Origin of the sequence: Longibacter sp. (genome assembly GCF_051155795.1) — a bacterium.
Taxonomy (GTDB): domain Bacteria; phylum Bacteroidota; class Rhodothermia; order Rhodothermales; family Salinibacteraceae; genus Longibacter.
Genome location: NZ_DAXETW010000088.1, coordinates 1 through 4,501 on the forward strand (window position 1 = coordinate 1; position 4,501 = coordinate 4,501).

General features: G+C 61.6%; 4 protein-coding genes. 3 read left to right on the forward strand and 1 reads right to left on the reverse strand.

The genetic code is table 11. The annotated features are described in order from the left end of the window. The coding region (lhgO, locus tag ACFCU0_RS09715; RefSeq protein ID WP_434973475.1) for an L-2-hydroxyglutarate oxidase at positions 1-930 on the forward strand (930 nt) is incomplete at its 5' end. 582 nt (positions 931-1,512) lie between these two features. Continuing rightward, positions 1,513-2,694: a DUF3179 domain-containing protein gene (locus tag ACFCU0_RS09720; protein WP_434973476.1), complete on the forward strand. Its 1,182-nt coding sequence runs from the start codon at positions 1,513-1,515 to the stop codon at positions 2,692-2,694. Between the two features lie 44 nt (positions 2,695-2,738). Here ACFCU0_RS09720 and ACFCU0_RS09725 read toward each other — a convergent pair whose 3' ends face one another. Then, a complete protein-coding gene (locus tag ACFCU0_RS09725; RefSeq protein ID WP_434973477.1) occupies positions 2,739-3,692 on the reverse strand; it encodes a helix-turn-helix domain-containing protein in 954 nt (317 codons plus the stop codon). A gap of 465 nt (positions 3,693-4,157) precedes the next feature. Between ACFCU0_RS09725 and ACFCU0_RS09730 the strand changes: the two genes are divergently transcribed. Then, positions 4,158-4,501: alcohol dehydrogenase catalytic domain-containing protein (locus ACFCU0_RS09730; RefSeq protein ID WP_434973478.1), on the forward strand; the 344-nt coding region annotated here is incomplete at its 3' end.

The following is a 4,501-nucleotide window of genomic DNA, read 5'->3' on the forward strand; positions in this document are numbered from 1 at the left end:
GAAGAAATCCCGGAACTCAACCGGATCGAGGAAAAAGGGCGGCTGAACCAGGTGGAGGCTCGGCGCATCGGCCCGGACGAACTGCAGGAAATCGAGCCGCACACGCGCGGCGTGGCGGCCCTTCACGTTCCCGGCGCCGGCATCGTGGACTACACCGGCATGACGGAGGCCCTCGCCCGGTGTGCGACCAGTCACGGCTACGACCTGAAGACGAACGCCGCGGTCACGAACCTGCACACGGAATCGACGCATGTGACCGTGCAGACGACGGCGGGAGACATATCCGCCCGACACGTCGTCAACTGCGCCGGCCTGTACGCCGACAAGATTGCCGAGATGAGCGGCCAGACACCGGCGGCAAAGGTCGTCCCCTTCCGCGGGGAATACTACGAGCTCGTCCCGGAGCGACGGCACCTCTGCCGCAACCTGATCTACCCGGTGCCAGATCCGGCCTTTCCGTTCCTCGGTGTGCACTTCACCCGGATGGTGGACGGCAGCGTCGAGTGCGGGCCGAGCGCGGTGCTCGCCTTCGCGCGGGAAGGCTACAAGTTCTGGGATGTCAACTGGCCGGAGCTGATCGACACGGTCTCGTACCCCGGCTTCTTGAAGCTCAGCATGAAGCACTGGCAGAAGGGCATGCACGAGCTGCTTCAGTCGCTCAGCAAAAAAGTGTACGTCAAGGCTGCGCAACACCTCGTCCCAGGGGTCACGGCCGACGACTTCGTCCCCTCCCCCTCCGGCGTGCGCGCCCAGGCGCTCCGCCCAAACGGGGAGCTGGTCGACGACTTCCTGATCCAGGAAACGGATCGCGTGGTGAATGTCATCAATGCCGCGTCCCCCGCCGCGACGGCCTCCCTCAACATCGGCCGACTGATCGTGGAAAACTACCTCGACAAACGACTCGCTACGACCCAGGTGCGGGCGGCATAGCTTCTGAACGGGAGGACGAGGACGGCACGGTTTTACAGAAAAGCGGACCGCCTGGCCCAGAGCCGGACGGTCCGCTTTTCGTTCAAGAGATGCAGGCGGGACAAGGGGAGCGGCCCCCCACGCCTAACCCCACTTCCCCCACCTGCGGTCGTCCCTCCACGGGCGACCGAAAAGGTCACCGCGTGCGAGGACGATGGGATATGAGTCTATCGCATACTGTTAACCTGTCGTTGCGACCAACGGACACAATTCTCTGACGGACACGATCATCGACCGGTAGGAGTGAAAACGCCGGCAGGTCCCCCTCGGTACCGAAAGTGTCAGATATCATAGAACGCGATTCCGCCAATTGCAAGTGTGTCACACGTAAAAAGAAGATATTTTACGCACAAAAAGTAACTGCTTAGCACACGGTTGACAATTGGATACAAACGTGTGGCCATCAGATATAAACGGATACAACCGTACACGCCGGCGCGGGAGTCTGCAGCATCGTTTAGGCGCGGGACGGCCTCCTTGCGTAACGTCTCGCCATGCCGCCCGACGCATCGTCCCGCCCTGGTCCCATGATGATCCCCTGCGATGTCCCGTTTCCTGTCTCTTCTGGTGCTGATCGTCCTGGGGACGCCGCTGATGTTTGGCCTCCCCGAGACGGTGTCGACGGTGGCGTCACCCCGCGGCACCCCGACCGTGGCGACGCACGCGGATACGCTGTCGCCCGGCCTTCGCTCGGCCCTTTCCGCGTTCGAGACCGATCTGACGCGTCGCGCCGTCGACCTCTCCTCGCTACGCCCGGGAGGCCCGCCGAAGGATGGGATCCCGTCGATCGATGATCCGCGCTTCGTTTCACCGGAGGCGGCAGCCAACTGGATCGCACCGCAGGAACCGGTTCTTCTCGTCTCCCACGAGGGCGATGCACGCGGCTATCCGTTACAGATCCTGATCTTCCACGAGATCGTGAACGACATCATCGGCGGCACGCCGGTGGCCGTCACCTTCTGCCCCCTCTGCTACAGCGCGATCGCGTTTGACCGCCGCGTCGAGGGGGAGGCGGTCGAGTTCGGCGTGTCCGGGCTTCTGCGGATGTCGGACCTGGTGATGTACGACCGAAAGACCGAGTCCCTGTGGCAGCAGTTCACGGGTCGCGCCATCGTGGGGACGCTAACGGGCACCCAACTGGATCGCCTCCCCGCGCAGATCGTCTCGTTTCAGGCATTTCGCGAGACGTATCCCGACGCCCAGGTGCTGTCGCGCGAGACGGGGTTCGACCGTCCGTACGGGCGCAACCCGTACGCCGGCTACGAGGATGTCGATACCCCGCCGTTCGCCGTCAGCAACGCCACCGACGGTCGACTGCCGCCGATGAGCAAGGTGATCGCGATTCCGGACGAGAACGATCCCCTCGCCATCCCGCACGCGGTGAGCCGCTCTCGCGGGGTGATCGAGACGACGGTCGGGAAGCGATCGGTCGTCATCTTCCACAGCGGAAGTACCGTCAGCGTCATGGATGCCCGGGACATCCGGGAATCTGGCATAGACGGAACGGTCGGCGTCTTCGAACCCGTAATCGGCGATCGACGGCTCTCGTTTGAACAGACCGGTGACGGCGAGATCATCGACCGGGAAACGGGTACCCGGTGGTCCACGACCGGTCGCGGCCTTGACGGCCCTCTCTCCGGGCGGCAGCTACCCCGTGTCGAGCACGGTTCGTACTTCGCGTTCGCCTGGCTGTCGTTTCGCCCGTCCACCCGCATCCTGAAATGAATGCAGGAAATGATCACCGGAAATAAACCCGGGCCGCGAATGCGCTACCGGTTCGACAGCTGAAATTGCTTCGGCGTGGTCCCCACGTGCTCCTTGAACGTGTTGATGAAGTAGCTCACGCTCGAGAAGCCGACCTCATGGCTCACGTCGCTAACCGAGCGCGAACCGCTCAGGAGCAGTTCGCACGCTCGCTTCATCCTCTCCTGCGTGAGAAACTGGAGCGGCGTCATCCCGAATTCGTTCCGGAAGTAGCGATAGAAGCTGGATTCACTCATGCATGCCTCTTCCGCCAGTTCGCTCACCGTCAGCGCCTGATCCAGATTCTTACGGGCGTACTTCACCGCGGCGGCCAGTCCGTTTTCGGGCGTCTGCCGATTGCCACTCCCCATGAGCAGGAAGCGGGACTCTGTCTGCAGAAGGCGAACCACCAGTTCGGTCGCATTCAGATCGATGAGCATGTCGCGATGCGGCACGTCCTCCGTGAAAAGGGTCACCAGCGATTGCAACACCCGCTCGATGCCATCGGAATTCTGGACGTGGCAGTGATCGAGACGGTTGACATTCCACGGACCGGACTCCGGCGATCGGGGCATGGTTTCATTCAATCGGGTGACCATGTCGTCGACCTTATCGCTGTCGATCTCCAGCGTAATGCACCGTGTCGCCTCCCGGTCCGCCTCCGGGAAGTCGATATAAATGGTCTCCAGCGGCGGCACGACGAGCGACTCGCCAGGCACAAACTCGAACGGCTCTCGATCGGCCTCGGTGAGATGAATGACCTTTTTCCCCGTAATCATCCCGCAGTACAACGGGTTGGTCGAACGAAGCGCGACGCGTTCGGCCTTTTGAACCGTGTCGTACACCGAAAACTGCATATCCTCCCCGCCATACGACGTCCGGTTCTCGACGAGCGACTCCGGAGGGTCGTTATGAGGCTTACGACGACCTCCGCGATTCAGCGTCCAGGGAAGAGTAGAGACAAAGGGTGCGTCCGGCATAACAACGTACGTAGTCGGTAACACGGAGGAACGGACATGCTGTACCCGCAGATACACATCGGGCACTTGCGGGGCAGGGCGGAACGAAACCGAGCGTGCATTACAACTGCCGAACGAAGGGGGATTGTCGGTACCGACCTGAACGCCATTGCACCAGCTTTGCGATGGCGCCCTTTTGTTTATCGCAACATAATATTCACACGTGAAGGAATCGAATCATTTTTTGGGTGAAATGAAAAAATTTCGAATAGAAGCGCTTCCTATCTTGCAGACTGTCCCGGTAGCAGGAGTCTTCCTGTCTCTGCCTCTTGCGCGGCCCCGGAGATCCGGTCCGGCAGAAATTTCGACGCAGGAGGACGGAACGTCTCGAGACCGAGGGTCTGTTGAGCGGAGAAATCGATTCGTGCTTCGCTGTTCAAGAGCCTCTCCGTTCGCTGTTTCTATAACGCATCACCCGAGACTGATATGCCGAAGACGATGAAAGCGGCCGTTGTGCGCGAGTTCAACACACCTCTCTCCATCGAAGAGGTCGACGTTCCCGACCCGGGCCCCGACGAGATTCTCGTCCAGGTACAGGCAAGCGGGGTGTGCCATACCGACCTCCATGCCGCGGAGGGCGACTGGCCCGTAAAACCCAAGCTGCCGCTAATTCCGGGTCACGAGGGCGTCGGATACGTCGCCGCCGCAGGGCGCAACGTGAACACCGTGAAGGAGGGCGATGCCGTCGGCGTGCCGTGGCTCTACAGCGCCTGCGGGTCGTGTGAGCACTGTCACGGCGGTTGGGAAACCCTCTGCGAAAGCCAGGACAA